The sequence below is a fragment of the Rhizobium sp. Rhizsp42 genome (assembly GCF_047304155.1).
In the GTDB taxonomy this organism is placed as follows: Bacteria; Pseudomonadota; Alphaproteobacteria; order Rhizobiales; family Rhizobiaceae; genus Rhizobium.
The window spans coordinates 164,698-188,549 of the sequence record NZ_JBGLYS010000008.1; the positions used below are offsets into that span (position 1 = coordinate 164,698).

Annotated in this window: 25 protein-coding genes, 1 tRNA gene and 1 pseudogene; 9 read left to right on the forward strand and 18 right to left on the reverse strand. The window is 63.0% G+C overall.

The window, feature by feature from the left end; all coding sequences use genetic code 11:
• The first annotated feature begins 6 nt into the window (after positions 1 to 6).
• Positions 7 to 80: transfer RNA gene (locus ACCD05_RS10930), tRNA-Gly, on the forward strand.
• Between the two features lie 31 nt (positions 81 to 111).
• Here ACCD05_RS10930 and ACCD05_RS10935 read toward each other — a convergent pair.
• A complete protein-coding gene (locus ACCD05_RS10935) occupies positions 112 to 1,143 on the reverse strand; it encodes a trans-3-hydroxy-L-proline dehydratase (RefSeq protein ID WP_413392589.1) in 1,032 nt (343 codons plus the stop codon).
• A gap of 269 nt (positions 1,144 to 1,412) precedes the next feature.
• On the opposite strand from ACCD05_RS10935, the gene ACCD05_RS10940 reads away from it, so the two are divergent.
• Positions 1,413 to 1,601, forward strand: coding sequence for a hypothetical protein (locus ACCD05_RS10940; protein ID WP_018898317.1), 189 nt, complete (start codon positions 1,413 to 1,415; stop codon positions 1,599 to 1,601).
• A 97-nt stretch (positions 1,602 to 1,698) separates the two neighbouring features.
• Here ACCD05_RS10940 and ACCD05_RS10945 read toward each other — a convergent pair whose 3' ends face one another.
• The gene (locus tag ACCD05_RS10945) at positions 1,699 to 3,711 is read right to left on the reverse strand and encodes a methyl-accepting chemotaxis protein (RefSeq protein WP_413392591.1); all 2,013 of its coding nucleotides are present in this window, start codon (positions 3,709 to 3,711) and stop codon (positions 1,699 to 1,701) included.
• 232 nt (positions 3,712 to 3,943) lie between these two features.
• Complete coding sequence (locus ACCD05_RS10950; protein WP_413392592.1) at positions 3,944 to 5,884, reverse strand: glycosyltransferase family 2 protein; 1,941 nt, start codon at positions 5,882 to 5,884, stop codon at positions 3,944 to 3,946.
• 53 nt (positions 5,885 to 5,937) lie between these two features.
• Here ACCD05_RS10950 and ACCD05_RS10955 point away from each other — a divergent pair, with 53 nt between their 5' ends.
• Entirely contained in the window at positions 5,938 to 6,813 is an 876-nt protein-coding gene (locus ACCD05_RS10955) for a transporter substrate-binding domain-containing protein (RefSeq protein WP_413392594.1), read from the forward strand.
• A gap of 5 nt (positions 6,814 to 6,818) precedes the next feature.
• On the opposite strand, the gene ACCD05_RS10960 is transcribed toward ACCD05_RS10955, so the two are convergent.
• The 5 genes from ACCD05_RS10960 to ACCD05_RS10980 form a co-directional block, all read right to left on the reverse strand.
• Positions 6,819 to 7,232, reverse strand: coding sequence for a tellurite resistance TerB family protein (locus ACCD05_RS10960; protein ID WP_047507238.1), 414 nt, complete (start codon positions 7,230 to 7,232; stop codon positions 6,819 to 6,821).
• A 53-nt stretch (positions 7,233 to 7,285) separates the two neighbouring features.
• The gene (locus ACCD05_RS10965; RefSeq protein WP_413392597.1) at positions 7,286 to 8,026 is read right to left on the reverse strand and encodes a thermonuclease family protein; all 741 of its coding nucleotides are present in this window, start codon (positions 8,024 to 8,026) and stop codon (positions 7,286 to 7,288) included.
• An 11-nt stretch (positions 8,027 to 8,037) separates the two neighbouring features.
• Entirely contained in the window at positions 8,038 to 8,703 is a 666-nt protein-coding gene (locus ACCD05_RS10970; RefSeq protein WP_018898323.1) for a helix-turn-helix transcriptional regulator, read from the reverse strand.
• A gap of 104 nt (positions 8,704 to 8,807) precedes the next feature.
• A complete protein-coding gene (locus tag ACCD05_RS10975; RefSeq protein ID WP_111561653.1) occupies positions 8,808 to 9,455 on the reverse strand; it encodes a response regulator in 648 nt (215 codons plus the stop codon).
• Between the two features lie 91 nt (positions 9,456 to 9,546).
• Positions 9,547 to 9,945: a hypothetical protein gene (locus ACCD05_RS10980; RefSeq protein ID WP_112940945.1), complete on the reverse strand. Its 399-nt coding sequence runs from the start codon at positions 9,943 to 9,945 to the stop codon at positions 9,547 to 9,549.
• A 110-nt stretch (positions 9,946 to 10,055) separates the two neighbouring features.
• Here ACCD05_RS10980 and ACCD05_RS10985 point away from each other — a divergent pair, with 110 nt between their 5' ends.
• Both ACCD05_RS10985 and ACCD05_RS10990 read left to right on the forward strand, forming a co-directional pair.
• Positions 10,056 to 10,409 carry a DUF952 domain-containing protein gene (locus tag ACCD05_RS10985; RefSeq protein ID WP_413392600.1) on the forward strand — a complete coding sequence of 118 codons (354 nt, stop codon included), beginning with the start codon at positions 10,056 to 10,058 and terminating at the stop codon, positions 10,407 to 10,409.
• Positions 10,406 to 11,494, forward strand: coding sequence for a quinone-dependent dihydroorotate dehydrogenase (locus ACCD05_RS10990; protein WP_413392602.1), 1,089 nt, complete (start codon positions 10,406 to 10,408; stop codon positions 11,492 to 11,494). Before ACCD05_RS10985 ends, ACCD05_RS10990 begins: the two co-directional genes overlap by 4 nt.
• Here the strand turns inward: ACCD05_RS10990 and ACCD05_RS10995 are convergent.
• The 3 genes from ACCD05_RS10995 to ACCD05_RS11005 form a co-directional block, all read right to left on the reverse strand.
• Positions 11,470 to 12,765, reverse strand: coding sequence for an MATE family efflux transporter (locus ACCD05_RS10995; protein ID WP_413392620.1), 1,296 nt, complete (start codon positions 12,763 to 12,765; stop codon positions 11,470 to 11,472). The two genes, ACCD05_RS10990 and ACCD05_RS10995, sit on opposite strands and share 25 nt — an antisense overlap.
• 95 nt (positions 12,766 to 12,860) lie before the next feature.
• Positions 12,861 to 13,358 carry a CAP domain-containing protein gene (locus ACCD05_RS11000; RefSeq protein WP_413392604.1) on the reverse strand — a complete coding sequence of 166 codons (498 nt, stop codon included), beginning with the start codon at positions 13,356 to 13,358 and terminating at the stop codon, positions 12,861 to 12,863.
• A 1-nt stretch (position 13,359) separates the two neighbouring features.
• Positions 13,360 to 13,626, reverse strand: coding sequence for a DUF6460 domain-containing protein (locus ACCD05_RS11005; RefSeq protein ID WP_018898330.1), 267 nt, complete (start codon positions 13,624 to 13,626; stop codon positions 13,360 to 13,362).
• Positions 13,627 to 13,769: 143 nt separating this feature from the next.
• On the opposite strand from ACCD05_RS11005, the gene ACCD05_RS11010 reads away from it, so the two are divergent.
• Together ACCD05_RS11010 and ACCD05_RS11015 are read left to right on the forward strand one after the other, a co-directional pair.
• Entirely contained in the window at positions 13,770 to 14,702 is a 933-nt protein-coding gene (locus ACCD05_RS11010; protein WP_413392607.1) for a methyltransferase, read from the forward strand.
• A gap of 196 nt (positions 14,703 to 14,898) precedes the next feature.
• Positions 14,899 to 15,534: a YitT family protein gene (locus ACCD05_RS11015; protein ID WP_018898332.1), complete on the forward strand. Its 636-nt coding sequence runs from the start codon at positions 14,899 to 14,901 to the stop codon at positions 15,532 to 15,534.
• On the opposite strand, the gene pdeM is transcribed toward ACCD05_RS11015, so the two are convergent.
• From pdeM to ACCD05_RS11030, 3 genes are all read right to left on the reverse strand, one after another.
• Positions 15,531 to 16,256: a ligase-associated DNA damage response endonuclease PdeM gene (pdeM, locus tag ACCD05_RS11020; RefSeq protein ID WP_413392609.1), complete on the reverse strand. Its 726-nt coding sequence runs from the start codon at positions 16,254 to 16,256 to the stop codon at positions 15,531 to 15,533. The two genes, ACCD05_RS11015 and pdeM, sit on opposite strands and share 4 nt — an antisense overlap.
• A gap of 178 nt (positions 16,257 to 16,434) precedes the next feature.
• Positions 16,435 to 18,945, reverse strand: coding sequence for a ligase-associated DNA damage response DEXH box helicase (locus ACCD05_RS11025; protein ID WP_413392622.1), 2,511 nt, complete (start codon positions 18,943 to 18,945; stop codon positions 16,435 to 16,437).
• A gap of 75 nt (positions 18,946 to 19,020) precedes the next feature.
• Positions 19,021 to 19,776 carry an ABC transporter substrate-binding protein gene (locus ACCD05_RS11030; protein ID WP_413392611.1) on the reverse strand — a complete coding sequence of 252 codons (756 nt, stop codon included), beginning with the start codon at positions 19,774 to 19,776 and terminating at the stop codon, positions 19,021 to 19,023.
• 181 nt (positions 19,777 to 19,957) lie between these two features.
• Here ACCD05_RS11030 and ACCD05_RS11035 point away from each other — a divergent pair, with 181 nt between their 5' ends.
• Positions 19,958 to 20,458: an RrF2 family transcriptional regulator gene (locus ACCD05_RS11035; RefSeq protein WP_112942836.1), complete on the forward strand. Its 501-nt coding sequence runs from the start codon at positions 19,958 to 19,960 to the stop codon at positions 20,456 to 20,458.
• A 21-nt stretch (positions 20,459 to 20,479) separates the two neighbouring features.
• Entirely contained in the window at positions 20,480 to 20,941 is a 462-nt protein-coding gene (locus ACCD05_RS11040; protein WP_018898338.1) for a carboxymuconolactone decarboxylase family protein, read from the forward strand.
• A gap of 59 nt (positions 20,942 to 21,000) precedes the next feature.
• On the opposite strand, the gene ACCD05_RS11045 is transcribed toward ACCD05_RS11040, so the two are convergent.
• From ACCD05_RS11045 to ACCD05_RS11060, 4 genes and pseudogenes are all read right to left on the reverse strand, one after another.
• A complete protein-coding gene (locus ACCD05_RS11045) occupies positions 21,001 to 21,585 on the reverse strand; it encodes a transglycosylase SLT domain-containing protein (RefSeq protein WP_047507256.1) in 585 nt (194 codons plus the stop codon).
• A gap of 131 nt (positions 21,586 to 21,716) precedes the next feature.
• A complete protein-coding gene (locus tag ACCD05_RS11050) occupies positions 21,717 to 22,523 on the reverse strand; it encodes a TIGR02186 family protein (RefSeq protein ID WP_413392614.1) in 807 nt (268 codons plus the stop codon).
• The gene (locus ACCD05_RS11055; RefSeq protein ID WP_018898341.1) at positions 22,523 to 23,443 is read right to left on the reverse strand and encodes a sulfite exporter TauE/SafE family protein; all 921 of its coding nucleotides are present in this window, start codon (positions 23,441 to 23,443) and stop codon (positions 22,523 to 22,525) included. Before ACCD05_RS11055 ends, ACCD05_RS11050 begins: the two co-directional genes overlap by 1 nt.
• Positions 23,444 to 23,714: 271 nt before the next feature.
• Positions 23,715 to 23,852, reverse strand: a pseudogene (locus ACCD05_RS11060) (IS5/IS1182 family transposase); the annotation flags it as partial.

Sequence of the window (23,852 nt, forward strand, 5' to 3'; positions counted from 1 at the left end):
CGTAACGCGGGTGTAGCTCAATGGTAGAGCAGCAGCTTCCCAAGCTGAATACGAGGGTTCGATTCCCTTCACCCGCTCCAATTTCTCAATTTTTCCGACACCCCTCGCTACCTACTTCAGCATCGGCCATGTGTCGGAAAGCTTGTAGCCGCCGGGGAATGGGTCGGTCGGGTCGAGCATCAACTGAGCGGTGCCGCTGATCCAGGCGCTGCCGGTGATCGAGGGAACGATCGCCTTCCGGTCGGCGATCGTCGTCTCTTTGACGATCTTGCCGACGAATTTCGTGCCGATGATCGACACGCCCGTTAGGCTCTCGCCTTCCTGTAGCTCGCCGCGCGCGTTGAGCAGCGCCATGCGCGCCGACACCGCCGTGCCGGTTGGAGAGCGGTCGATCTTGCCGGGTTGGATGGCGACAACGGATGTCGCCAGAAGCTGGCCATCCTCGCGATAGGGCTTTCCGGCAAAGAGGCAGAACGAGATATGGTTCCAGCCCGTATCTTCGGGGTGCGAGAAGCCCAGCTGCTTATTGGCCGCATTGGTGATCCTGATGCCCGTCTCGGCGATCAGGCGCGCATTCTCCGGGATCAGCTCGATGCCGACCTGATCGGGATCGACGACCACGAAACTGTCGCCGCCATAGGCGGTGTCGACGGTGAGCATTCCGATACCGGGAACGTCGACTGAAACATCGAGCTTCTGCGCGAAGCTCTTCACGTTGGTGACGGTAATGCGCTCGGCCTTGCCGTTGCGGCATTCCGCCTCGACCTCGACGAGCCCGGCCGGTGCCTCGAGCACCATCCTCGTCACTGGCTCTGTCATCGGAATGATGCCGCTGTCCAGAAGGACGGTGGAAACGCAGATCGAGTTCGATCCAGACATTGGAGGCGTGTCCTCCGGCTCCATGATGATCCACCCCATCTGCGCCTTGGGGTTCTTCGGCGGCACGAGCAGGTTGACGTGGCGGAAGACGCCCCCGCGCGGCTCGTTCAGCACGAAATTCCGTAGCGTCTGATCCCTCGCGATCCAGCGGGACTGTTCCCACACGGTCTCGCCAGGCGGCGGTGCGACGCCGCCGATGATCACATCGCCGACTTCCCCTTCGGCATGGCAACTGACGATGTGGACGATCTTGCTGGTGCGCATCTTCTCGCTCTTTTCTCGGTTCTCGCCGCCTCGAAGCCCCGGCGACGTTGGTGACGGATCATATCATGCATGCCTGCGCATCATTGATGAAGCACCTTCCGCATGCGCAGAGGATCTAAGCGGGTTATCCAATTCGGGTTGTGGCTCTAACGCTTTCCGCGTACTTGACGAATCCCTAATGAACGTGGTTAATTTTTAACTATTCTCCGATAAATGGAACTTGGACGGCGCTCTGGCCGTTACTGGCGCACACGAGGAGGAATAGCGAAATGCTCTTGAAGATTTTCACCGCAAAGCGCGATGTCGTCGATGCCGATGACACCGGCACCTACGCGGATGGCTACCATATGCCGGAACTCGACGTTGCCGCATACAAGCGCAGCGACCGCCGCTCCTCCTACGAGCGCGACTATGGTCGTGGCCGCAAGGTTGAAGAGATCTCGCTCGGTCTCGTCTAAGGGATCGATCACATCGCGGGTAAAGTCGGCATTAGCCGAAATGAAAATGGGCGGCCTTGAGCCGCCCATTTCATGTTTGCGAGAGCCTTGTCGCGGCTCAGAACTCCGTCCAGTCGTCGTCCTTCTTGTCGGCGGACGACGCGCCGCCGAAGGCGTTGGCGAGCTTTTGGCCGAGTGCCAGCGCCGGCGAGGAGGTCGGTCGCGTAACCCCTGAGGTGGCGATCCGCACGGGGGCCTTGCGGGTCAAGACAGGCTTGGCCGGGCGCGGCACCAAGGGTTCGTTGGCGTCTGGAACCACCCTTGGCGTGAACGCCATCGTGCTGCCGCCGGTGCCGGTGAGCTTGAACTGGTCGAGCAGGGTGTTCAGCGCTGCCGCCTCCGTGGCGAGCTTGTGGCTGGCGGCGGTGCTTTCTTCCACCATCGCGGCGTTCTGCTGCGTGCCCTGGTCCATCGTGTTGACCGCCGTGTTGATCTCCTGCAGCCCGATCGATTGCTCGCGCGCGGCCTCGGCGATCGCGTTGACGTGCTGGTTGATCTCCTGCACCTCGTGAACGATCTCTTCGAGCGCCTTGCCGGTTTCGCCGACCAGCGACACGCCCGATTTCACCTGGTTGCCCGAGGTCAGGATCAGCGATTGGATTTCGCGTGCGGCGTTGGCGGAGCGTTGCGCGAGTTCGCGCACTTCTTGGGCGACGACAGCGAAACCCTTGCCAGCTTCGCCCGCACGCGCGGCTTCCACGCCGGCGTTCAGCGCGAGAAGATTGGTCTGGAAGGCGATGTCGTCGATCACGCCGATGATGTTGCCGATCGAGGCCGAGGACTGTTCGATCTGCTGCATGGCGTTGACCGCCTTGCGCACCACCTCGCCGGATCGCTCGGCGCTGTGGCGGGTTTTCGACACCAGCGTGCGCGCTTCTTCCGCCCGCCGCGCGGCGTCCTTCACCGTGGTGGTGATCTCTTCCAGCGCGGCCGCCGTCTCCTCGACAGAGGCTGCCTGCTGCTCGGTGCGACGCGAGAGCTGGTCGGCAGACGAGCGGATCTCGCCGGCGCCGGCCGTGATCGCGCGGGCGTTGTCGCCCACGGTCTGCATCGTTTCGTTGAGCTTGAAGATCGAGTTGTTGAAGTCCTGGCGCAGGCTGTCGAGGCTGCCTTCGAACGGCGTGTTGATCTGCGAGATCAGGTCGCCGGCCGCAAGCTTGCGCAGGCCGTCGCCGAGCGCGCTGACGGTGCGCGAGAGATCGGCCGCCTCGGTGGCGCGCTGGGCTTCGATTTCGCGCCGCTCGCTGTCGGTGAGATTGCGGTTGCGCTCCGCCTCGCGCTCAAGGCGCACGCGCTCGATGGCGTTGTCGCGGAAGATCGAGACGGCGGCCGCCATCTCGCCCACTTCGTCCTGCCGGTCCATGCCGTCGACGGCGCTTGCCGTCTCGCCCTCGGCAAGCCGCGTCATGCGCTGGCGAAGCCGGGCCATCGGCGCCGCGATGCCGGCCTGCGCGATCCAGATGCTGAGGCCGATCGCGGCAAGCACGGCGAGCCCGATCAGCACGAAACAATAGAGGATACGGCTGTTGACCGTGGCAGAAAGCGCGTCGCCGCCGTCATTGAGCTGCACCATCAGTGCGTCATTGTTGGCGATCATTTTCGGCGTGACGATCGAGAGCTTGGCGTTGAGCTCGGCTGCCGTGGCCCGCGCACCGGTGCGGTCGCCGGCCTTGGCCTGGTCGAATACCTTTTTGGAGAGCGCATCCATCTCGTCGATGCCGGCGATGATCTCGTCGATCGCGGGCTTGCGGTTCGGCACGAGGTCGGCTGCCTGCTGCAGACGCTCGCGCGCTTGCGGCATCTTGCTGGGCGCGGCGATCGCGGCATCGAAGTCGGGCGTGCCGGGGGTAAGGTCGGAGACGACGGTTGCCTGCAGAACGGCTGCGGTGGCAGACGCGCTGGCGCGAGACGCCTGCATTGCCGCAAGCGCTTCGTGGTCGATGAAGGCGCTGTAGGCGGCATCGGCGCCGCGGAATTCCTCGACGACATAGACAAGACCGCCGATCGCGATGACGCCGAGAAGCGCAACGACCGAGATGATCTTGGTGCGGATTTTGAAGTTTTTCAGCATGAATGGGCCCATGGGCTGCGGCCAGGGGGATGGCCGGATACGATCGTTTTCAAGAACAGGCGTTTTCGAAGGCAGAGCTGGCGCTTGTGGCGCCGTGGGAGATGCCCGCTAAGGCTCGACAAGCGCATCATGCATTCGGTCGGGAACCGGTGTCGTCGAACGCGACTAGAATCCATATTGCTTAAGACGAAACTAACGCATCCAGGGGTCCACAGAATTTAAGTGGACCGGCTCATTGTAAGGGCATGGAGGCCCCGCGCATCGGTTGCGGGGAGACCGTTGGCAGGTGCGGGGTCTTGTCCCAGAAGAACGGCTTGAAATGCAGCTGGAAGACGGCGCGCCACGCGGCACCCGAGATCAGCATCCAGTAGAGAGGCAGGGCGACCCAGCGCCAGCCGACCTTGCGCTTCTCGTCGCGCAGCATGGCGCGCCGGCCGAGCACCAGGAGAATGACGTAGCTTCCCAGCATGTTGGCGACATCGATCAGAAACAGCAGCGCCTCGCCAGTGCCGGTTTCAGGGAAGCCCAGCATCATGTAGCTGGCGGTAGTGAGGATCAGCATGACCATCCACGGATGCGTCAGCGAGGCGACGAGCATGCCGCCAACAAGCACCTGAAAAACGAGGAACGGCCAGATCCCCATCTCGCGCACGAGTTTGCCTGGTGCGCGCATCATCACCAGCCATGTCTGCAGCCATCCCTTGAACCACCGTGTGCGCTGGTTCAGCCAGACGTCGAGCGTCGTCGGCGCATCCTCATAGGTCGGGCAGTCGATGACGCCGCAGCGATAACCGAGCCTGTAGAGCCGCAGGCCGAGATCGGCATCTTCAGTCACGTTATAGGGATCCCACCCGCCGCACGCCTTGAGATCGGCGACACGCAGATGGTTGGACGTGCCGCCAAGCGGCATCGGCAACCGGTGCTTCGCCAGCATCGGCAGCAACAGCCGAAACAGCGCTGCGTATTCAAGCGCGAAGGCCGCGCTGATCCATGAGCTGCCGACGTTGGAGATGATCAGCGGCGCCTGCAGGCAGGCGACATCGTCGCGGCTGGCGCAGAAGCTCGCATAGGCCGCGCGCAGCTGGTCGGGATGCGGCCTGTCCTCGGCGTCGTAGATCACGAGGAATTCTCCGCGCGCGGCGCTCAGAGCGTAGTTCAGCGCCTTCGGTTTCGTTCTCGGATGGGAGACCGGCACCGCGATGATTTCGAACTGCGGGCCGATATCCTGCTTTTCCAGTGCCGCGATCGTCGCGTGGTCGTCGGCCTCGCATATCAGCTTGATGTCGAGCTTGGCGATCGGCCAGTTGAGCTGCTTCAGCGCCGCGACAAGCTGGCCGGCGACCTCCGCCTCCTTGTAGAGCGCGACGAACACGGAATAGACGGGCAGCCGCTCCGTCGGTTGCGGCGTCGGCTGCGGGCCGCGACGGTGGCTGAGCGCACAGGCCCTGAGCAGGATCGCCGCCATGTAGATGAACGACAGCGCGAGGTGAACGATCGCGATCAGCGGCAGATCCGAGAACGCGGTGAAAGCGAGCGCGCAAAGGCCCGCGCCGGCAATGAACCCCTGCTTGCCCGAGAGCACGATGCGGGCACTGAACCGCCCCTTGTCCTCGAACAGCGTTCCGATGCTCTCTTTCACCCGCCGCTTGGCGCCGACGCGCCAGATGGCGTCGCGCATCGCGGTGGGCGTGGTGACGATGATCCGCTCCGCAAGCCCCGGCCGCGCCTCGATCGTCTGTGCCAGCGCCAGCAGTCGGCCGGCCTCGGGAATGATGGCGATCATCGCCCTGTCGGCATAGTTTAGCCGCACGGATCGCGTGTCCGCCAGCTGCGTGTCGAGCGCCTGGTCGTCATGGATCAGGGCCGGATCGAGCTGCGACAGGAATGGCAGGCGAAGCGCGCGGGCAAGGGCGGCATAATAGTTCTCGGCGTCCACCCACCGGTTGGCCAGCAGTTCACGCTCGATCGACGTGCCGTTATGGCGGGCCATGGCCGCCGCGCGCGCGATCGTCGGCTTGCCGATGCCGAGGCGGAGCAGCGCTTCGATCTCGATCTGTTGCGCATCATTGACCACGCCCGCCGGCACGGCCGGCAAGATCGGAGGTTTCGGTCGCTCCTGAAGCGTCGTGTGACGGCTGCTGATCCCGCCCGACGCATATTCCCCGATACGCATGACTCTGATACACCGTCTTTGAATTGGCAGTGCAGTCCCCGGGGCAGATCATAATGGTGCGATTTAAGCTGGCATCTCTCAATCCTAAGGGGTTTTGCAGCCTCTGGCTGTTTCTGGCGGCATTTGGGATACCTCTTTCGGCTGCGGCACAGCAGGCAGCGCCCTCCTTGCCGTTGTTGTTCGACAGCCGCGAGCGCCTCGCCAAGCCTGATCTGACAAGCCTCGTGCGCCTGCGCTTCCTGACCTCGGTCGATTTCCCGCCGTTCAATTTCATGGATCAGAACGGCAAGCTCTCGGGCTTCAATGTCGATCTCGCCCGCGAAATCTGCGCCGAGTTGGAGATTTCGGACAAGTGTCAGATCCAGGCCTTGCCCTTCGGCGATCTAAAGGATGCGCTGGCCGCCTCGCAGGGCGATGCCGTGATCGCGGGGCTGGCCGTCGGCAGCGAGCTGCGCCGGCAGTTTTCCTTCTCGCGCCCTTATCTGATGTTGCCCGCCCGCTTTGCCCGCAATCTGAAGGCGCCGATCAAGGGCGAGAATGCCGCAAGCCTTACCGATCGCTCCGTCGGCGTGGTCAAGGAAACCGCGCACGCCGCCATGCTCGCCGCCTATTTCCCCAAGGTCAAGGCAGTGCCGTTTGACAGCAAGGAGGCGCTGCTCACAGCATTGAAGGACGGCAAGGTCGACGCCGTCTTCGCCGATTCGCTGCAGCTCTCATTCTGGGTGTCGTCGCAGGCATCGGAGAAATGCTGCGCCCTGTTCGACGGTCCCTATATGTCGGAGGAGTTTCTGGGCGAGGGCATGACGATCATGCTGCGGCAAAAGGACGAAGTCCTGCGCTCGGCCTTCGACCACGCGCTGGCCGCCCTTTCGCGCAGCGGCCGCCTGCAGGAAATCTACCTGCGCTACTTCCCTTATGGGCTGTACTAGGCAGCTTAACCCTTGCGGAAACGGGCAATGGCGCTGCGCTCGATCGCGGCGCAGGTCAGCTTGTCGAGGCCGAGCCGGTCGCGCAGCAGGCTGAGCAGTCGCAGTTCTTCCGCCTTCACGGAAAGGTCGGCCGACGCGACCTCGACCGCCAGCGCATAGGCCGTGTCGTAAAGCTTCGGCGACAGCGTGTCCTTGACCGTCTCGAGAACGACGTCGAGCCCCTCCGGGCCGGACAGAAGTGCCGCGCAATCGCGCGCGACCGAGATCAGCTTGTCGTCGTCGAAGCCGCGAAACACCGGCAGAAAGCCGATCAGCTGTCCGATACGTTCCAGTTCCCGATCATTCATCGTGCTGTCGACGGCGGATGCCATGACCATCACGTAGATCAACGCGTCGTGGGCGGAAAGCGGCTTGTTCATGTCTGCATGGTTCCTCTGCGATGTCAGCAGAGTTTAGGAACTGGCCACGCTCATTACAAGGGATCGCTCATATCTTGAGGCTGCGTCAGGTCGGGTGCATCAGTTGCGCCGGCCTGGCGTGGATCCTGGCCGTAGATACCGTTTCCATCTTGCTTGGCCTTGGCCCCGGCATCCGCGAAGGCCGAGCCCGCTTCGGCCTCGGCCCAGCCATTCTCGATCAGCCACTCGGAAAGATCCTGCGCGCCGATCTTGCAGCTGGCCGTCGCGGTGCCGCTCCAATTGGCATCGCTAAGATCGCAGTTGACGGTGCGAAGCCGCAGGAAGAGCCGGAAATTGGTCTTCGCCAGCATCCCGCAGGGCCATTCCGTGCCCCCAGTACCGGCGCAGCTCTTGTCGACCGGCGTCGGCGTCAGCCCGGCCAGTTGCAGCCGCCGTTCACCGAAACCGAGCACGCCGGCGCTTTCGGCCACCGGGCGCGGCAGGTCGATACCCTTCTCAGCCACCACGACAGGCTTTTTCTCCGGCTCCGGCGCCTGCTCGCGCTCCAATGGCTTGCCGTCGACCGAGGCCGGGTAGAATTGGCTGGCGTCATCCACCGGCCGGGCCATCATGCTGGCATCCGGGTTCGTCGTCGGCTGAGTAGGCGAGGGCGTTTGCTGCTCGTCCGCGCCTTGCGCCGATGCAGCGATCTCGCCCGCATCAGACGCAGCGCTCAGCCGATGCTCGCCGGCGGCGATCAGGCCGATGACGATCGCTATTCCCGCAGTCGCTGTCAGAAGTGCCGCAGGCTTCATGGAAGATTTTCCTACTGGCTGGCCCATATGATCCGGGCGATCCAATCCACGTCGGTGAGCTCGATCGTCCGGTTCGGGTGTTCGGGATTGAGCGACATGAGTTCGATCGAGCGTGGGCTCTGGCGCATCAGCACCTTGGCCATAACCTCGCCCTCGCGCGTCTTCACCACGACGCGGTCGTTGCGGCGCACCTGCGCGCCCGGCTCGACGATCAGAACGTCGCCGTCGCGATAGAGCGGCATCATGCTTTCGCCCTGAACCTCGAGCGCATAGACACCGGCCTTTTGTGACGGTGCGGCCGGAAATTCCACCACATCCCAGCCCTGTCCGGCCGGAAAGCCGCCATCATCGAAAAAGCCGCCAGCGCCCGCCTGCGCAAAGCCGAGCAGTGGGATGGAGCTCCCCTGCGGCGGAAACGCGCCATCAGGCAGCGTCGAGAAACTGCCCTGCGGCCGCATGAAGGACAGGAATTCCTCCATGCTGGAGCGCGTCGCCTCCAGCACCTTGGCGATCGATTCCGTCGATGGCCAGCGCAAGCGCCCATCGGCGGAAAGACGTTTGGATTTGTTGAACGAGGTCGGGTCGAGGCCGGCGCGGCGGGCAAGCCCCGAGGGTGTCAGGTCGTGCCGTTCGGCAAGCCTGTCGAGCGCTCCCCAGATCTGCTCGTGTGACAGCATGTCGCCTGATCCCGTGCGCGCCAAGGCGCTCCTTAATCGGCTGAAAGATTAACCGCAAGGCGAACAGGAGTAAAGAGACAAGAGGAATAAAATCCTCTCTCCCGTCAGGCGACCATCGCCATGTTGATCTTGCCGAGCTGGATCACCGCCTGCGTGCGGCTGTCGACATTGAGCTTGAGGAGAATGGCCGAAACATGCGCCTTGATCGTCGCCTCGGAGACGCCGAGCTCATAGGCGATCTGCTTGTTGAGCAGGCCCTCGGCCAGCATCGTCAGCACCCGGCTCTGCTGCGGCGTCAGCGTGTGCAGCCGGTGGATGATGTCGGCCACATCGGGATCCTGTTCCTGCCCGTCGCGGTAGCTGTCGGGCGTTGCGATATCTCCCGCAAGCACCGTCTGTATGCCGTGGCGGATATCGTCGATCCCGGCGGATTTCGAGATGAAGCCCGAGGCGCCGAGCTCGAGCGAGCGGCGGATCGTCGTCGCATCGTCGGACGCCGAGACGATGACGATCGGCAGGCCTGCGAATTCCGAGCGCAATGCCATCAGCCCCGAGAAGCCGCTCACCCCAGGCATGGCGAGGTCGAGCAGCATGAGATCGGCATCTGGATGCTCGCCGACCGACTTTCGTGCCGCCGCGAAATCGCCTGCCTCGACGATGTCGGGATGACCCTCCATTCCGGTCACGGCCTGGCGAAGCGCATCGCGAAACAGCGGATGATCATCGGCAATAATGATTGTCTGCTCATGCATCGAAAACTCCCTCCCAAGAGCCCGATCATGAAGTCCATGCACCGCCTTCCTCCACGGTTCATGCCTTCCTGCTAAAGCAGACTATAGCAAATCATGTCTTTTGCGGAAGGGCGTTGCCCTGGTCCTCGCTCTGGAATTCCTTGACGATCCCCATGAAGCTGCGCATCCAGCGCTCCATGATGCCGATCGAGCGGTCGATCTCGGCGTCCGATGGCAGCGCCTTGTTGACGATGCTCTTGTTCTCGAGTGCGGTCACCCGGTCCGACAGCCGGTCGAGTTCGCTTTCGTAAGCCGCACGTTCATCGGCGGCCATGCGGCAGACGAGCGCCCCGTCCTTCTCCTCGCAGAGCGACATGGCGCCGGTCTGGCGATCGAGCCGCACGAAATGGTCGCCGCTGCGCTCCAGTTGGAAGCGGCTCGCGTCCGGCTCCGCGGCGGAAGCGGCAAGCGGAATGAGGATGGCGACGAGGCTGAGCGTGATATTTTTCATGGTTTCCTCCGGAAATCTCGATGGCCACCGCATTTTTTGCGGTGAGCGCGTGGACATCGCCGCTCAACTGCGGCAAAGCCCGGGAAAGACCAGCCATTCATGAGGCCATCATGACCCTGACACCCACGCTTTACAAGATCGTGACGGAAACGCTCTGGCAGGACGCCCGGGCCGCCGGCGTTTTCCGCGGCGCCGCCATCGATCTCAAGGACGGCTTCATCCACTTCTCGACGGCAAGCCAGGCGGTGCAGACCGCAGCCCTGCACTTCGCCGGCCAGACTGGCCTGCTTCTGGTCGCCGTCGATGGCGTGGCGCTTGGCGACAAGCTGATTTTCGAACCGTCGCGCGGCGGCGATCTCTTCCCGCATCTCTATGCGGACCTCCCGCTTTCGGCCGTGCTCTGGGAAAAGCCATTGCCGCCTGATGCCGAAGGCAAACACATCTTTCCGGACCTGCAGCCATGATCGATCTCTTCAAGCACGCCGCCCGCAAGGGTCTCTTTCTCTTCGATCCGGAAACGGCGCACGGCATGTCGATCGCGGCCCTGAAATCAGGCCTCGTTCCGGCCTGCGCCGCACCTGCAGATTCGCGCCTGCGCCAGACGGTCGCCGGGCTTGATTTCGCCAATCCGATCGGCATGGCCGCCGGCTACGACAAGAACGCTGAAGTGCCGGAAGCACTGCTGAAGATCGGCTTCGGCTTCACCGAGATCGGCACGGTCACGCCCAAGCCGCAATCCGGCAATCCGCGTCCGCGCATCTTCCGCCTGGTCGAGGACGAAGGCGTGATCAACCGCCTCGGCTTCAACAATGAGGGCCACGACGCCGCCTTCCAGCGCCTGTCGTCCGTCCGGGGCAAGGGCATCATCGGCGTCAATATCGGCGCCAACAAGGACAGCGCCGATCGCATCGACGACTACGTGAAGGGCATCCGCCGCTTCTATTCGCTGGCGGGCTATTTCACCGCCAACATCTCCTCGCCCAACACGCCGGGCCTGCGCGATCTGCAGGCGCGCGAGAGCCTCTCGGCGCTGCTGTCGGCCGTGCTTGCCGCGCGCGACGAGGAAGCCGGAAAAACGGGCCGCAAAATCCCCGTCTTCCTCAAGGTCGCGCCGGATCTGACGGAGGAGGGCATCGACGACATCGCCGCCGAAGCGCTCTCGCATGCGCTGGATGGCCTGATCGTCTCCAACACCACGCTGTCGCGCGATGGCCTCAAGGATCAGCGCCAGGCGAAAGAGCAGGGTGGCCTCTCCGGCAAGCCGCTCTTCGAAAAGTCCACCGTTGTGCTGGCAAAGATGCGCAAGCGCGTCGGCCCCGACCTGCCGATCATCGGCGCCGGCGGCGTCTCCTCGGCGGAGACCGCGCTGGAAAAGATCAAGGCGGGCGCCGATCTGGTGCAGCTCTATTCCTGCATGGTCTATGAAGGCCCTGGCCTTGCTGGAGATATCGTTCGCGGTCTGTCGAAGCTGATGGATCGCGAGAAAGTCGCTTCCATCCGTGAGCTGCGTGACAGCAAGATGGATTACTGGGCCGGCCGAAACGTCTGATCGGCGCGCTCTCTGACCCTGAGCACCAGGAAGACGCCGCGCGAGAGCAGGAACAGGTTCATCGCCAGCCACAGGCCGTGGTTGGCGAATACAGGCACGAAGATCGCTAGTGCCGCGAGATAGACGACGAACGACATCAGCATGCGGTTGCGCATGTCGCTTGACCATGTGGCGCCGATGAAGACGCCGTCCATCAGGAAGGCGAGCGCGCCCGTCAGTCCTGTTATCGCCGCCCAGGGCAGATAGAGGCTTGCGGCCTCACGCACGTCAGGTGATGTCGTCAGCGCCGCGATCAGCCGCTCGCCGGCCACCAGGAAAAACAGCGAGATGATGCCGGCAAGCCCGAACGACCATATCGTCGTCAGCTTCAAGCCGCGATCGAAGGCCGGGCGGTAGCGCGCCCCGACCGCGCGGCCGGTGATCTGCTCGGCGGCGTTGGCCAGCCCGTCGAGATAGAAGCTCGACAGCATCAGGAAGTTCATCAGCACGGCGTTTGCAGCCAGCGTCACGGCGCCGAAGCCGGTGCCGATGCGCGTCATCAGGGCGAAGGCCCCAAGCAGCACGAAGGTGCGGATCAGGATGTCGCGGTTGAGCGTGAAGAGCTCCGCCAGAGGCTTCCGCGCAAAGATTTCGCCGCGCGTCGGCCGGTCAGCGCGGTCGAAGCCCCGGAGCACGATGAACAGACCGGCGAGCGCCCCGATGGTCTCACCGACGGTGGTTGCCCATGCAACGCCAGATATCCCCCAGTCGAGCCAGAGGCCAAGAGCGATGGCCAACACGATATTGATGCCGTTGATGATCGTCTGCAGCAGCAGGCCGATGCTCCCCTGTCCACGCCCGAGCACGAAGCCGAGGATCGCGTAATTGGCAAGCGCCGCCGGCCCGGCGAGAATGCGGATCGAGAAGTAGGTGCTGGTCGCCTGCGCTACAGCGTTCTCGGGCCCCATCAGCGTCAAACCCGCTGCAAGCAGCAGCGGTGACAGACAGAGCAGCGCCACGCCGCAGCCGAGCGCCGAAATGATCGCTCGCCAGAACACGCCCTGTTCGGCATGCCGGTCGCGCCGCCCGAGGGCTTGCGCCGTCAATCCCGTGGTCGAGGCACGCAGGAAGTTGAAGCTGCCGAGAATGAGATCGAAGAGCATCGCCCCGATCGCGAGACCCGCGAGCGCATCGGGATCGCCCATATGGCCGACGACGCCTGTGCCGACAAGGCCGAGCAGCGGCGTGGTGATGAAGCCGAGCGTCATCGGAATGGCGATAGACAGCACCATCCGGTGTGTGACCTCGAAGGCGAGGCCGTTGCGGCTATCGCTGCTGTTTACGCCTGCGTCCAAAACCCGCCTCCCGGCAAAGAGGCGGAATCACCTCAGTTGGAAAGCACCATGGCCCAATAGGGCACGTTGCGGGAAGCGGGATTATAGGCAACGGCGACGCCAAGACCGCTATAGCGGCCGAGCATGTTTTCCAGATGATGCGGCGAGTTGATCCAGGCGGTGACGACGGCCGGAACCGTTTGCTGCCCGGTCGCGATGTTTTCCGCTGCCGGCAGCTGCACGCCGCTCGCCTTCACGCGCGGGCCAAACCCGTCGGCGATGCCCATCACGTGCTTCATCTTGCCGGCCGCTGCCATGCGCTTGGCCTGGAAGAGGGCGGCGGCCGTCGCGGCCGGATCGACGGACAGCGGCGGCAGACCGTTCTTGGCGCGCAACTGGTTGACGAGCGGCAGCGAGGCGGCCGTCTGGTCTTCGCCGTTGGAAGGCGTCGAGGGCTCTTTCGGCCCGGTGGCGCAGCTGGCGACGCCGGCTGCAAGCGCAAGCGCGGAAAAGCGCAGCAGGCTGCGCCGTGAGAGATCAATGGAGGTCATGTTACCGGCGATAGCTGAAGAGACGGATGATGAGGAAGATCGGAATGACGATAGTGGCGCCGAGCATCAGATAGTCGCCGACGCGGCCGAGCGCGGAGAAGCCGCGATGCCAGACCTCGAGGATGAAATTGCGGATGCCATAGATGAAATCCAGCGGCGCCAGCCCGAAGACGGCCATGATGAAGCCGACGATCAGCGACACCACCAAAAGCTTGATCAATGTACGGCCGAGCGAGTCGCCCAGAAACTTGTTCACCTGATCGGACATGCATCATCTCCTGTTCACCCCTGAGATACGGGCGCGAATCGTTGCCCGCAAGCTTTTTCAGGGCTGCTGCCCCCGCCTCTGAAATAGGACTTGAGTTTTTTTGTGGCCATCGCCAAATGCGGGCCGCGCAACAGGTCACCATCATGCCGCCCCATCTCCAGACATCAGGCGATGCCATCGCCGACCGCCGTGCCGACTATGCCAGGATGCTGGACAAGGGCGGCGAACCAGATGCCGCCGCCGAGCTGATGGAGCAGGCGCTGGAGCTGGTGCCGGATTGGGCCGTCGGCTGGTACTGGCTTGCCACCTACCGCGAAAAATCAGGCAATGTTGCCGGCGCGATCGAGGCCTACCGGAAAACGCGCGAGCTCACCGAGGACGATATCTTCGGCGCCACGCTGAAGCTCGCCTTCCTCGGCGACATCGCTGTGCCCGATCAGCCACCGAGCATCTATGTTGAGCGCCTGTTCGACGACTACGCCGCCCGCTTCGAGACCTCGCTGGTGGACAAGCTCGGCTACGACGTGCCGGCAAAGCTCGCCCGCATGATCGCGGCGACCGGCCGGCATTATGCGCTGGCCGCCGATCTCGGCTGCGGCACCGGGCTGATGGGCCCGCAAATCCGCCAGATGGCCGGTCGGCTGGAAGGCTTCGATCTCTCGCAGAACATGCTGGCGAAGGCTGAGGAAAAGCAGGTCTACGACCATCTCGCCCAGGCGGATCTGTCGCTGCCCACAGACCAATCCGGCCTGTTTGCGGATGGTAGCCCGCATCGCGCCGATCTCGTCACGGCCGCCGATGTGCTGATCTATCTCGGCAATCTCGAGATCGCCTTTGCATCGGTCGCAGCCCTTTGTGTCGATGGCGCCGATTTCGGCTTTTCCGTCGAGGAAACCGAGGATGAGGAGGGCGTTCACCTCGCCCATTCGCTGCGCTATGCCCACTCGGAAGCCTACATCCGCTCGCTCTGCGCCCGCCATGGCTTTGAGGTGATCGCGATTAGCCGGACCACCATTCGCAAAGATGGCGCCAACATCATTCCCGGCATTCTGTTCCTTGCACGCAAGGCCGCCTGACGGAACGATTCTTGCGAAGTTTTAATAGGTCAGCATTGCTTACGTATTTCGCTTGAAAACGTGGCGAATGAACCGGATAATTCCGCTCAGAAGCCGAAGAGCGCGAATGCCGCCCGGCGACCAATCATTCACATCCCCTGCCGCCTGGGGCCTGCCCGGGCGTTCTTGAACTCGTCTGCCGTTGGAGATTAGCGACATGACTCAGCTCATCAATGCCCTTGGCTTCTGGAACACGAGCGCCACGCGCCACACCCCCGTCGAGGACGTGCAGGGCATCTTCTCCGGCAGCCTTGTCGCCGCCCTTGGCCTTTATGTGCTGGCAAGCGCTGGTCTCTTGACCGGCAGCACGGCGGGCATCGCCTTCCTTGTGCACTATGCCTTCGGCATCAATTTCGGCCTGGCCTTCTTCCTGCTCAACCTGCCGTTCTTCTATCTCTCGTGGAAACGCCTCGGCGTCTCCTTCACCATCAAGACCTTCATCGCCATCGGCCTGACCTCGCTGCTGACAAGCCTGCAGCCGAACGTGATGAGCATCGCGACGATCCATCCGGCCTGGGCAGCCCTTCTGGGCGGTCTTCTCCTCGGCTTCGGCCTCCTGGCGCTCTATCGCCACCGCGCCAGCCTCGGCGGCGTCGGCATTCTCGGCATCTACATGCAGGAGCGCTTCGGCATCCGCGCCGGCCTCGTGCAGATGGCCGTCGATCTCTGCGTGCTGGCCGCAGCCTTCTTCGTCACCACGCCGCCTGTGGTGTTTTACTCCGTGCTCGGCGCCGTGGTGCTTAATCTCTTCCTCACGATCAACCACCGCGCCGACCGCTACGTCGCGCTCTAGCCGAGCAGATTGCCGAACCGGACCGAATAGATCCGGTCGCGCCCGAGCAGGTGCGCGATTAGCGACGGCTGGTCGAACAGCCCCTTCATCGCCTTGTGGCGCAGATCGAGCCCCCCGCTCATCACCCCGAAAGCCGGCATCAGCAGCCTTGCGCCATCGGTCGCAAAACACGGGCGGCGGATGGATTTCTCGCGCCGCCGCACCGTGGCGGAAGGATGCAGGTGCCCGGCGATCTCGCCGCTCTGCAGCCCGTCCCTCGGCTCGTGCCGGAAGGTGAGGCCACCGTACTGCAGTTCGTCGGCGCAGGCACCGGGCAGATCGACGGTGCCGTCGGGGTCATGGTTACCGTTGATCCAGATCCACTCGCGCCCGCGCGCCATATCTGAAATCAGCGTGCGGAATGTCTCCGGCATATGCGCCGAGCCGATGCGATCGTGAAAATTGTCGCCGAGCGAGATCACCAGCTTCGGGTCATAGCGGGTAATGACGGCGGAGAGCACCGTCAGCGTTGCCAGCGTGTCATAGGGCGGCAGCATCATGCCGCGCCGGGCGAAGGCGGCACCTTTCTCAAGATGCAGGTCGGAAACGACGAGAACGCCGGTATCAGGAAGATAGAGCCCGCCCAGCGGATCGCACACGGCCGCGACCCCATGCACGGACGTTTCCACGCCCGGCATCGCCGCAATCCCGTTCAGTTCCCGCGCCAGCGCCAGCCGGTTCATCAGTTCGTTTCTTTCCAGTATCTAGGCGGGGAGGAAGGCCAAAGGCCCTCTCTGCCCTGCCGGGCATCTCCCCCACAAGGGGGGAGAAAACTTGTGGCGCCGCTCTGCCATGATCATGACTTCGGCGGTGCGGCCGTTAAGCCCCTCCCCCTTGTGGGGAGGGGTTGGGGAGGGGACTTTATTCCAAAGCCTCGGCAATCAGATCGTCCGCAGCTTCCGCCAGCAGAACATCCTGCGCCTCGCCATGCACATGCTCCTTGCCGATCTCCAGCATCACGGGCACGGCAAGCGGCGAGATGTGCTCCAGCGGGCGGTGGGTGATGTGCCCCTTGATTCGCTTCAGCATATCGCCAAGACGGCCGATGTCCAAAAGCCCGGTCGCCGCATCCTGTCGCGTCGCCTGCAGCAGGATGTGGTCAGGCTCGTGGGTTCGGAGCACGTCGTAGATCAGATCGGCCGAAACCGTCACCTGCCGTCCGCTCTTTTCCTTGCCCGGGTGCCGGCGCTCGATCAAGCCTGCAATCACGGCGCAATTGCGGAAGGTACGCTTCAAAAGGAAGGATTCGTCGAGCCAGCTTTCGAGATCGTCGCCCAGCATGTCCTCGTCGAAAAGGTCGGAGAGACTGAGCCGGCCGTTTGATATCATCCGCCCCATATCCTCCAGCCCCCATATGCCGAGCGAATAATCGGTGGCGACGAAGCCGAGCGGCTTGGCGCCAGACCGTTCCAGTCGGCGCGTCAGAAGCATGCCGAGCGTCTGATGCGCCAGCCGCCCCTCGAAGGGGTAGGCCACCATGTAGCAGCGGCTGCCGCGCGGGAAAGTCTCGATCAGCAGCTCGTCGCGCTTGGGCAGGATCGACTTTTCCTTTTGTATGGCGAGCCAATCGCGCACCTGGCCCGGCAGCCGGTGCCAGCGGTCGGGATCGTCGAGCATCGAGCGCACCTGATCGGCGAGATAGGTGGAGAGCGGAAATTTGCCCCCGGCGTAAGATGGAATCTTCGGATCGTTGGAATAGGCCTGGCTGGCCAGCGCCTCGTTCTCGCGGATACCCTCGAAGCGCAGCACCTTGCCGGAGAAGATGAAGGTGTCGCCGGGCGAAAGCTGCTCGAAGAAATACTCCTCCATCTTGCCAAGCGTCGCGCCGCCACGCCCGATGCGGCCGCCTTCTCCCCGCTTCACCATCTTCAGGTTCAGCATCGGGCTCTCGACGATGGTGCCGAGGTTCAGCCGATATTGCTGCGCCACCTGCGGATTGGAAACACGCCAGCGCCCCTCCTTCGTCTTGCGGATGCGGGCATAGCGCTCATAGGTGCGCAGCGCATAGCCGCCGGTGGCGACAAAGTCGACGATCCGCTCGAACGTCTCCCAGCTAAGGTCAGCATAGGGCGAGGCGCTGATGATCTCGTCATAGAGCTCCAGCATGTCGAATGGCTCGGCGCAGGCCATGCCGAGAACATGCTGGGCGAGCACATCAAGCGCGCCGCGCCCGACCGGCGGCGTGTCCTGCGCGCCGATATAGTTGGCGTCGAGTGCTGCCTGGCACTCCATTACCTCGAAGCGGTTGGCGGGAACGAGGATTGCCTTGGAGGGCTCGTCCATCCGGTGGTTGGCGCGGCCGATGCGCTGCGCCAGCCGCGAGGCTCCCTTCGGTGCGCCGACATGGATGACGAGATCAACATCGCCCCAGTCGATGCCGAGGTCGAGCGTCGAGGTGGCGACCACGGCGCGCAGCCGGTTCGCCGCCATCGCCGCCTCCACCTTGCGGCGCTGTCCGACATCGAGCGAGCCGTGATGCAGCGCGATCGGCAGATTGTTGTCGTTGGCGGTCCAGAGCTCCTGAAACAGCATCTCCGCCTGGCTGCGGGTATTGACGAAGAGCAGCGTCGTCTGGTGCTCGAGCAGCTGCTTGTAGACATCGGGGATCGCGTATTTCGCCGAATGGCCGGACCAGGGAATACGCTCTTCCGTGGAGAGGATCGAGATATCGGGCTTTGCCCCACCCTCCACCGTGACGATGCCGGCATGCCGCTCCCCACCTTCCGGCTGCGCCACCAGCCACTTCTGCAGCTCCAGCGGCTCGGCAACGGTGGCCGAAAGGCCGATCGTCTGCAGCTTCGGCGCAAGCCGCCTGAGCCGCGCCAGCCCCAGCGACAGCATGTGCCCGCGCTTGGAGGTGACCAGCGAATGCAGCTCGTCGAAGATGATGTATCTGAGGTCCTTGAAGAAGCGCTCGGCTTCGCCATTGGCAAGCAAAAGGGCCACCTGCTCCGGCGTCGTCAAGAGGATGTCGGGCGGGTTGAGCTTCTGGCGTTGCCGCTTGGAAACGGGCGTGTCGCCGGTGCGGTTTTCGACGGTGACGGGAAGCCCCATCTCCAGCACCGGCTTCATCAGGTTGCGCTCGATGTCGACAGCCAGCGCCTTCAGCGGCGAGACGTAGAGCGTGTGAATGCCGGTGAAGGCAGAGCCGGGCGGTATCTTGCCGCTACGGGTGAGATCGGTGAGCGACGGCAGAAAGCCAGCCAGTGTCTTGCCGGCCCCGGTGGGCGCGATCAAGAGCGTGCTTTCACCGGCCTCGGCGCGCGCCAGAAGCTCCAGCTGATGCCTGCGCGGCTGCCAGCCCTTCTCCGCGAACCAGCGGGTAAAGGGGGCAGGCAGGGATATCAGGCGCTCGCTATCGATCTGGTCCACCGCCTGAATGTAGTTCAAACCGCGCCAGCGAAAAGTGCGAAGTCGATACGGCTCCGCACTTTAATCACAAAGCGATCAATAGATGTCGAAGGGGAAATACCGCTTGGTGATCTTCTGGTAGGTGCCGTTGGCAACCAGCGCGTCGATCGCCTTGTTGAAGCGCTCCTTCAGTTCGGTCTCGCCCTTGCGGATGCCGATGCCGGCCTGCGTCTCGCTTCCCGGGATATCGCCGAGCAGCTTGCAGCAATCCTTGCCGGCCTTGTTCAGCCAGTCGACCGCCACGAACTTGTCCGAAACCACCGCGTCCGTGCGGCCGTTCTGCAGGTCGGCCACTGCTTCGTCCTGCGTGGGATAGAGCTTCGCCTCGGCGCCGCCCTTGGCGTAAAAGTCGGTGGTATAGTTGGCCTGCGTCGTTGATGCCTGTGCGCCGACGACCTTGCCCTTCATGTCCTCGACGCTCACGCTCTTGATCGTGCTGTCCTTGGGCACGGCGACGGCAAGCGGCGTGGTGTAGTATTTGTTGGTGAAGTCGATCTGCTGCTTGCGCTCTTCGGTAATGCTCATCGAGGCGATGATCGCGTCGTATTTCTTGGCGAGCAGCCCGGGAATGATGCCGTCCCAATCCTGGGCGACGATCGTGCACTTCGCCTTCATCTCCTCGCAGAGCGCATTGGCCATATCGACATCGAGCCCCTTCAGGCTGCCGTCCGGTTCCACGTAGTTGAAGGGAGGGTAGGCGCCCTCGGTGGCGATCCGGATGGTGTCTTCGGCGAAGGCCAGATGCGCCGTGGCAAGAAGTGCCGCGGTCGTCAGCAAGATCGTCTTTTTCATTGATGTTCCCTTTTGGAGTGTTTTGACACTGCAACCTTAGCTGATCCCAATCGCTTCACAAGCCTTTGCTGAATAAGCCGAAAGTCTACCGCCCCGCGCGCAATCGCGGCGCTTTGGAAAGAAGATTGACAGCTGACATAATCATGGATATATTTTATCCATGAATTGAGGAGCTGGTCACATGAAACTCGGAGACGGTGTCGAACAGGCCATTCACAGCGTGGCGATGCTTTCGGGTCTTTCCGAGGGTGGCGTGCTGTCGGCGGCAGCACTCGCGGAGTTTCACGGGGTCTCGACGAGCTACCTTCTGAAGCATCTGCAGGCACTCTCGGGCGCCGGCATCCTCCACACCGTGCCCGGCCCGAAAGGTGGCTATCGCCTCGCCAGGCCCGCTGAGAAGATCACGCTGCTCGATATCGTGCTGGCCGTCGAGGGACCTGCGCCCGCCTTTCGCTGCAACGAGATCCGCCAGCGCGGGCCGAACCCGGCGCCCGATCGTTTTTTCGCCAAGCCGTGCAACATCTCGGCGGCGATGCTGAAGGCCGAGCGCGTCTATCGCGCCGAGCTTGCCAAGACCACCATTGCCGATCTCGGCGCCGAACTGGCGGAGATCGACGACGGGACGATCGCAGCCAGAAGCTGCGCGTTCCTGGAACTGCATGAACGTCGAACGGCTCGCTGAGCCATCAAAGGAGAAAGTGCCATGCAACCGCGTTTCAATTTCGCCAAGGCCGCACCGGATGCCTACAAGGCCGTGCTCGCGCTTGAGGATTACGTCCAGAAATCCGGCCTCGAACGCCGCTTCATCCACCTGATCAAGCTGCGCGCGTCGCAGATCAACGGCTGCGCCTATTGCGTCGACATGCACGTCAAGGAAGCCCGCCACGACGGGTTGAGCGAACAGTGGATCAACCTCATGTGCGTCTGGCATGAATCGCCCGTCTATGACGAACGCGAACGAGCGCTTCTCGGCTGGGTCGATGCCGTCACCAAGGTCGCCCAGACGGGCGCGCCCGATGCCGATTATGAAGCGCTCAAGGCGCATTTCAGCGAAGCCGAGATGATGAACATCACGGTCGCCATCGGCGCTATCAACGTCTGGAACCGCCTGGCCGTCGGCTTCCGCGCCCAGCACCCGATCGACAAGCCGGCCAAGGCCGCCTGATCTCATCATGAATGTTAGACCGGGCTGGCGGCGATACCGCCGGCCCGTCGTCGTTCAAGTCAGCTGCAGCCACCCTGCAGCTGCCGCTGATAGGTCGCAGCCATGCCCGCAAACCGCTGCGCCGTCTTCTGCAATTGCGCGTTCGAACGCCAGTCGCCGCGCATATAGCCCTTCGGACCGGAATAATAGGCGAGGTAGAGGCTGTAGGCGTCGTTGAGCTGGATGCCTGTCGTCTGGCTGTTCTGCCAGTGATACCAGCCGATGAAATCGATCGCGTCGGAAAAGTTGGTGCGCCGCGCGCTCCAGTTTCCGGTTGCCGATTGGTAGTGATCCCAGGTGCCGTTGAGCGCTTGCGAATAGCCGTAGGCCGTCGATTGCCGTTTCCACGGAATGAAGCCGAACAGCTTGGTGCGGGGCGGCCGCGCATTCGGCTGGAAGCCCGATTCCGTATACATCGTCGCCATGAGGATCGGCACCGGCACGCCGTATTTCTTCTCGGCTTTCTCCGCCGAGCGCTGCCAGCTGGTGAACATCCCGTCGCGCTGGTCGAACACCGCGCAGATGTTTCGGGTCTGTTTGGGAGCAGTCGCGCAGCCGGCAAGAACAGCCAGCACCACGACGGCAAGGAGAGTACGGATACGCATGACTAAACCTCTCGACATCAGAGAGATTACTAACTGGTAAACGTTAATGGTCGGTTTTTAGACAATGACGATGCCGTGATCATCTCGTGGCGAGAGCGAGGCAAGGCCCATCCAGCCGAGGCCGCGATCGATCACTCCTTGCGGAACACCACGCTGGCGCCCCAGCCGGTCACGACGGCCAGGAACACGGCAAACAGGCCGTAGATGATCGGCTGCTCGTGCGCCGCATTGGTGATCGTCTGCTCGATGCCGGTCTTGATCACCCGCAAGGGTGCTGATTTCTCGGTCACGAACTTGCCGCTCTTGAACAGATAGGCGCGAACCGTATGCACGCCGTTCGGAATGTTGGCGGGCAGCCGCAGGCTGGCCTTGAACAGGTTGGAGCTGACGAAACGCACGCCGCTCGGATCGCGGACATAAAGGCCGCTGCGCTCCTGCAGCCGGCGATAGGCGTCACGGAACTCGCCGACATTGCTGGCATTGCCGAGAAAGCCCATCGGCGTCAGCGGAATATGGTCGATGCCGATGCCGCGATCGGTGAGATCAAGCGGTGTCGTCACGTCGTCGAGCATGCGCGAACTCGACATCGAATAGGAATGCGGCACAGTCTCGAAGGTCATCGAATGCGTGTTGACCCAGATCCCGAACACCCGCTCCTTCTTGCGCACCGTGGCATTGTCGCGCGGGCCTTCCAGCACCACGACCACGTCATACTGGCCGATCGCGAGCAACAGGCTGTCGGTGTTGGTCACTGCCCCGAAGATCGTCAGATCCGCGCCGTGAAAGTCGGAGGTGATGGCGATCTCGCTGGTGGAGGTGCCGATCTCCAGCCCCTCGGCAACTGGCTGCGGCGCCTGGCCGGGCAGCAGCGTCTGTGCGCCGGCCGCCGTCGGCAGCAGCAGGAGGGAGACGAGCAGGGTCCTGAGCAGGTGACGCATCAGTTCGCACCCATCACGACCGAATAGATATCGCTCGGCGTGACCACCAGCGCCACGGCAAGGCGAAGGCCAACGGCGAGAACCAAAAGGCCAAGCAGCGCGCGCAACTGTTCGCCGCGCAGCTTCTGCCCGACGCGAACGCCATATTGCGCGCCGATCACGCCCGCGATCATCAGGATGAAGGCCAGCACGATATCGACCGAAAAGTTGGTCGCGGCCTGCACGACCGTCGTATAGGCGGTGACGAAGATGATCTGGAACAGCGATGTTCCCACGACGACGTTGGTCGGGATGCGCAGCAGATAAATCATCGCCGGCACCATGATGAAGCCGCCGCCAACGCCCATGACAGACGTCAGGATGCCGATGCCGAAGCCGAGTGCAACGATCGGGATGACACTGAGAAAGATCTTCGATTTCTTGAACCGCATCTTAAGCGGCAGGCGGTGAACCCAGTGGTGATGCCCCGGCCGGCGTGGCGCTGCCGGGATGTTCTTCGATGCCCGCCGCATCGCGTTGACGCTTTCAAGCAGCATCAGCCCGCCGACCGTGCCGAGGAAAAGCACGTACATCAAGGAGATGATCAGATCGAGCTGGCCGAGCCGGCGCAGCAGCGAAAACACCCATATGCCGACGGTGGCACCCGCGAGACCTCCCGCCAGAAGCACCGAACCGAGCTTCACATCCAGCGTCCCGCGCCTGAAATGGGTGAGAGCGCCCGAGATCGACGAGGCCACGACCTGGTTGGCGCCGGTGGCGACAGCGACGACGGGCGGGATGTTGTAGAAGATGAGGAGAGGCGTGATCAGAAAGCCGCCGCCCACGCCGAACATGCCGGACAGGAAGCCGACGGCCGCACCCATGCCGAGGATGATGAAAATGTTCACCGACAATTCTGCGATGGGCAGATAGATTGTCACAGCCGACCCCGATTTGCGGACGACCCGGCGGGCCGTTGCGTTCCCCACATTTTATGCGCCACATACTTTAGGCGAATAGAAGACACCGTAGCTTGAAATCGTTGCGATAGGCTTTCGATCAGCGACACCGCGTCTCCTCAATACGCGAAGAATTCTGATTAATCAGGCTTTTTTCAGGTTTTGTGACAATCACGGCACACTCGTGCGCGGAAGCGCCCGAACGCCCAGCAGTGCGATTGAACGCCAGGTGACGGCTCCCTAGGGCGTAGACTCATAACGACCTGATCCAGATGCGGGTGGCGAGTAGTTTTACGGCCGCTAGGAAGTTTTGGGGGTCCTTGTCATATCGAGTGGCAATCCCTCTGAACTGCTTGAGCTTGTTGAAGAATCGCTCGACGAGGTTTCGCTG

Coding starts and splice junctions, on each gene's coding strand:
- ACCD05_RS10980 (WP_112940945.1), bottom strand. CDS start 9,945: ATGAAAAATATCACGCTCAGCCTCGTCGCCATCCTCATTCCGCTTGCC.
- ACCD05_RS10950 (WP_413392592.1), bottom strand. CDS start 5,884: ATGCGTATCGGGGAATATGCGTCGGGCGGGATCAGCAGCCGTCACACG.
- ACCD05_RS11050 (WP_413392614.1), bottom strand. CDS start 22,523: ATGCGTCACCTGCTCAGGACCCTGCTCGTCTCCCTCCTGCTGCTGCCG.
- ACCD05_RS10955 (WP_413392594.1), top strand. CDS start 5,938: ATGGTGCGATTTAAGCTGGCATCTCTCAATCCTAAGGGGTTTTGCAGC.
- ACCD05_RS10995 (WP_413392620.1), bottom strand. CDS start 12,765: ATGGTGCTGTCTATCGCCATTCCGATGACGCTCGGCTTCATCACCACG.
- ACCD05_RS11005 (WP_018898330.1), bottom strand. CDS start 13,626: ATGTCCGATCAGGTGAACAAGTTTCTGGGCGACTCGCTCGGCCGTACA.
- ACCD05_RS10965 (WP_413392597.1), bottom strand. CDS start 8,026: ATGAAGCCTGCGGCACTTCTGACAGCGACTGCGGGAATAGCGATCGTC.
- ACCD05_RS10945 (WP_413392591.1), bottom strand. CDS start 3,711: ATGCTGAAAAACTTCAAAATCCGCACCAAGATCATCTCGGTCGTTGCG.
- ACCD05_RS11000 (WP_413392604.1), bottom strand. CDS start 13,358: ATGACCTCCATTGATCTCTCACGGCGCAGCCTGCTGCGCTTTTCCGCG.
- ACCD05_RS10985 (WP_413392600.1), top strand. CDS start 10,056: ATGACCCTGACACCCACGCTTTACAAGATCGTGACGGAAACGCTCTGG.
- ACCD05_RS11015 (WP_018898332.1), top strand. CDS start 14,899: ATGACTCAGCTCATCAATGCCCTTGGCTTCTGGAACACGAGCGCCACG.
- ACCD05_RS11030 (WP_413392611.1), bottom strand. CDS start 19,776: ATGAAAAAGACGATCTTGCTGACGACCGCGGCACTTCTTGCCACGGCG.
- ACCD05_RS10940 (WP_018898317.1), top strand. CDS start 1,413: ATGCTCTTGAAGATTTTCACCGCAAAGCGCGATGTCGTCGATGCCGAT.
- ACCD05_RS10970 (WP_018898323.1), bottom strand. CDS start 8,703: ATGCTGTCACACGAGCAGATCTGGGGAGCGCTCGACAGGCTTGCCGAA.
- ACCD05_RS11040 (WP_018898338.1), top strand. CDS start 20,480: ATGCAACCGCGTTTCAATTTCGCCAAGGCCGCACCGGATGCCTACAAG.
- ACCD05_RS11035 (WP_112942836.1), top strand. CDS start 19,958: ATGAAACTCGGAGACGGTGTCGAACAGGCCATTCACAGCGTGGCGATG.
- ACCD05_RS11045 (WP_047507256.1), bottom strand. CDS start 21,585: ATGCGTATCCGTACTCTCCTTGCCGTCGTGGTGCTGGCTGTTCTTGCC.
- pdeM (WP_413392609.1), bottom strand. CDS start 16,256: ATGAACCGGCTGGCGCTGGCGCGGGAACTGAACGGGATTGCGGCGATG.
- ACCD05_RS11010 (WP_413392607.1), top strand. CDS start 13,770: ATGCCGCCCCATCTCCAGACATCAGGCGATGCCATCGCCGACCGCCGT.
- ACCD05_RS10960 (WP_047507238.1), bottom strand. CDS start 7,232: ATGAACAAGCCGCTTTCCGCCCACGACGCGTTGATCTACGTGATGGTC.
- ACCD05_RS10990 (WP_413392602.1), top strand. CDS start 10,406: ATGATCGATCTCTTCAAGCACGCCGCCCGCAAGGGTCTCTTTCTCTTC.
- ACCD05_RS10975 (WP_111561653.1), bottom strand. CDS start 9,455: ATGCATGAGCAGACAATCATTATTGCCGATGATCATCCGCTGTTTCGC.
- ACCD05_RS10935 (WP_413392589.1), bottom strand. CDS start 1,143: ATGCGCACCAGCAAGATCGTCCACATCGTCAGTTGCCATGCCGAAGGG.